The sequence below is a fragment of the Collinsella ihumii genome (genome assembly GCF_030385545.1).
Classification (GTDB): domain Bacteria; phylum Actinomycetota; class Coriobacteriia; order Coriobacteriales; family Coriobacteriaceae; genus Collinsella; species Collinsella ihumii.
The window spans coordinates 1-3,708 of sequence record NZ_JAUEIQ010000022.1; the positions used below are offsets into that span (position 1 = coordinate 1).

Below are 3,708 nucleotides of genomic sequence, written 5' to 3' on the forward strand. Positions count from 1 at the left end.
CGCGCAGCGCGCGCTCGACGGACAGCCCCGGAACGAAAGGGGCCGCGCCGTCGGGAGACGACAGCGCGCCGCCGAGCCCCAGTGCGCGATCGAGGGTCCTCATGCGGGAGGACATGTCGAGCCCCTGCGGGAGACCGCTCCGCGCGAACGCCTTCACGGGTGTGCCGAAGAGGAGTGCGAGCAGGCACCCATGGTAGGAATCGGTGAAGACAACGGACGCGCGGCATGCGAGCTCCGCAAGCGATCCTGGCCCCGCCTCCGCGGAAGGGTCGCCCGGCGCCCCCGCGCGCCTCACAGCAAGACCGCTCTCCGACTCGAACGCGTCCATCGCCGCCCTCTGCTCGATGGACGGCTCGCCGAGGAAGTACTCGAGAGCGAAGGGCTTTCGTCCGTCAACGGTTCCAGGGAAGACGGAACGCCATTCCTCCGGAGTCAGGAGCGCAACGGGGTCTGCCACAACGGTGACTGGGCGGCCGATGATTCCCCCGAGCACGTCAGCGGCGCGGTCCTCCCGGACCGAGACGGCGCCCATGCGCGCGATGCCCTCCCTGAACGCGGGAACGGCCCACTCGGGGACGTTCTCCGTCCCGACGCTCGCGGCGTAGGAAACGACCGACAGACCGTCGAAGTTCATGCCGAGTCTGAGCGAGAGGTCGTCCGGCGACGCCCACATGGCATTCCAGACCTGGTCGGACCCTATGACGACGGCGTCGGGGCGCCACCGCCCGGAGAGCCCGCCTCGGAAGGTGAGAACTGGCCCGTCGAGGCCCCACCTCCGGTCGAAGCGCTCGACCGCCGCACGGCGCACGGCGGCACCGTGCCCTGCGGACCCCCTGCGGAGCAGGTCGCGTACGTGGGCCGCCCGCTCCCGCGCGCGCGTCCCGCGCCCTTTAGCGAGGTCGCCGTCGAGCAGCGTCGAGGCCGTCCTGCAGGTCCCCCGGCGGGAGAGGACCCGGGAGAGGGCCCAGTTCTGCAGGCGGTTGCCGTAGTTCCTCTTGTCGTTGATCGTGATGATGAGCGTGTCCAAACGGTGCCCCGTTCTCCGGTGCCGCGCGCTCGGAACGCCGAACGGCCCCCTTGGACAGAGATCCAAGGGGGCCGTTCGGCATCGAGCCTTGTGCGACAGCTTGCAACTTGAGCCAAAGGCTTGCGGGGAGGCTCTCGGAACCAGAGCCCTCCCGCAAGCCCTCCCCCGAAGGGGAGGGCCCGTATCGCCTTACGGAAGGCGTGACGTCAGGTCAAGACTACTTGGTGTAGTTGTAGACCATGCAGGCGGCGTCGGCGCGGATGATCTCGCCCTGGGCGTTCAGGAAGCCGCCGTTGCCGAGGATGCCGTTCTCGACGCCCCAGGCGACGGAGTTCTCGGCCCAGCCGGAGACGGTGCTGGCGTCGTCGTACTCGTCGAGCACGGAGGTGTCGGCGGCCTCGAAGTCGCCGAACTTCTTCGTGTAGTTCATGAGCATCGCGGCGAACTGCTCGCGGGTCACCGGGTCCTCGGGACCGAAGTTGCCGTTGTCGTAGCCGTTCACGACGCCGGCAAGATTGGCCCAGGCGATTGCCTTGGCGTAGTACTCGTTGCCGTTGACGTCGTCGAAGCCGGTCATCCAGCCGCCGGCGTTAGTGTAGGTCAGGTCGTTCTCGTCGACCTTGCCCTCGCCCTTGGCCATGTTGTAGAGGACGATAGCCATCTGGCCGCGGTTGAGGTTGTCGTAGGAGCCGAACAGCTTGGTGCCCTTGTAGCCCGTCATGAAGTTGTTGTTGGCAACGTAGCTGACCGCGTTCGCGAAGTAGTCGGTGTACTCGACGTCGGCGAACTGCAGGTGGTTGACACCGTCAGTGTTGTTGCCGTCCTTGATGCAGGTCACGGTGACGTCGGCGGGGACGATGAAGTTGTTGGCGGCGTCGTCGTTGCGAGCCTCGAAGTGGATGGTGTAGACGCCCTCGTCCTCGATCTTCTTGACCTCGTTGCCGGCGGCATCGAGGATGGTCGCCTTGACCTGGTTCATCGGGAACTTGACCCAGCTATCGCCGGACTTGTACTCGAGATCGAGCTCGTCGAGCGTGACGCCGTCCTTCTGCCAAGGCAGATATTCGGTGGCATTCCCGACGTTGTCCCAGCTGACAGTATTCAGAGCGCCGACATTTACGTCAGACAGGTCCAGCTGTGCAATGCTGATGGTCATCTCGGTGGTGCCGGAAAGCTTATAGTCGGAGCTAGTGACCTTAAGGGTATAGGTGCCCGCATCCTCGACAGCACGTACCTCGGTTCCATTCGCGTCATAGTACTTAACCGTGCAGGCAGCGGTAACGTCGTTTCCGTCTTCGTCCTCGACATAGACCTCAATCTGGTCCTTGAGGTTCACTCCAGGTTTATAGGTGGAGCTGATGGAAGAGACAATATCCTTCTTGCCATCGCCGTCTACATCGTAGAGCACGGCTGCGGATGCGTCTGCATTGACGGCATTTTGATACACAGTCACGGTAGTAAACGCAACGCCGCCGACAGTATTATCAGCATCAGCGTACTCGTAAATCACGGAGTAGGTGCCCGGGACGCTGTTCATGTAGCCCCTGGTGACCTTGGCGCCATTTGCATCATAGATGGTCTCGGTCATCTTGGTGCCGTCGACCTTGACGCCGCTCGTGGTGCCATTAGCAGCCTGCCCTGCAACCTTGCTGTTGCTCCAATGAGTAGAGGAGTCGGTTGCAATCACCTCATAAGAATCAGCCCAAGCGGCTCCGTTATAGGTAAAATCAAGGACGCTGGACACCTTGTGAGCGACAAAAGCATTGGTATCAATGATATTGCCCTCGGAGGGATTCTTGGCACTGACGTAGTAGGTGTAAGAGCCATTCTTCATCCAAACAGCGGTGGAATCGGCCAGCTCAGCCTTGAGCTCAGAAATGATGGCGTCTTCTCCGCTGTAGAGCTTTCCATCGATAACGATGGCGAGCAGGTTTTTGGGCTCCACGGTGTCCTTGGAACTGCTCAGACCAATAATCTTGACGTTGGAGGCGTTAAGGTCGAGCGGCTTAACGGTAATCAAATCGGAGAGTTCGACGCTGCCCTCCCAGTCATTGATGCCAGTGATCTTGGCACGGTAGGTTCCAACCTCATTGACATCCTGGATGTTCTCGGCGGTAGCGTCGTTGCCAGTGCGCACGTACTCGACAGTGTAGTCAACACCCTCCATCACGTTGTACGTAGCACCAATGGAGTCAACGAACTGAAGCTGGAACTCATGGTTCTCCGCGTTGTAGGTAACGGAGTTGGAACCGACGATCTTTACGCTCTTAATCTGACGCGCAGTGATGCTAAAGGGAACGTAGAGCTTTCCGCCCTCATAGTTTCCGCTAACCGCCGTGACGACTGCCACATAGTCGCCTACCTCGGTAATGTCCTTAGTGATGGGGTCTCCGGTGTTCTTGCCGTCATCCCCACGCTTGTAGTAAGCAACCTCGTAATCGTCGCTCGCATCGGAGGCGTTGATGGTGAAGTCAGCGCTTGCGGTAGCGCCGCCCAGCATATGTACGTCGATGGTATCGAGCACGACCGGCGTGTTCTCAGCGAACGTGCACTGCCACACGCCATCTTTAAGGGTAAGGGTACCGGCACCGTGCTTGAAGTTGGCTCCCGTGATCTCAGCGTTGCTGAACGCGCCCTCGGGGTCGGCGAACTGCAGGTCGATCCCGGTGTCGGCCACGGCC

At 61.4% G+C, this 3,708-nt stretch carries 2 protein-coding genes; both read right to left on the reverse strand.

The window, feature by feature from the left end:
* On the reverse strand, positions 1-1,093 hold a 1,093-nt coding region (locus QVN30_RS11400), incomplete at its 3' end, for a polysaccharide pyruvyl transferase family protein (RefSeq protein ID WP_289836464.1).
* Between the two features lie 151 nt (positions 1,094-1,244).
* The coding region (locus QVN30_RS11405) for an S-layer homology domain-containing protein (RefSeq protein ID WP_289836466.1) at positions 1,245-3,708 on the reverse strand (2,464 nt) is incomplete at its 5' end.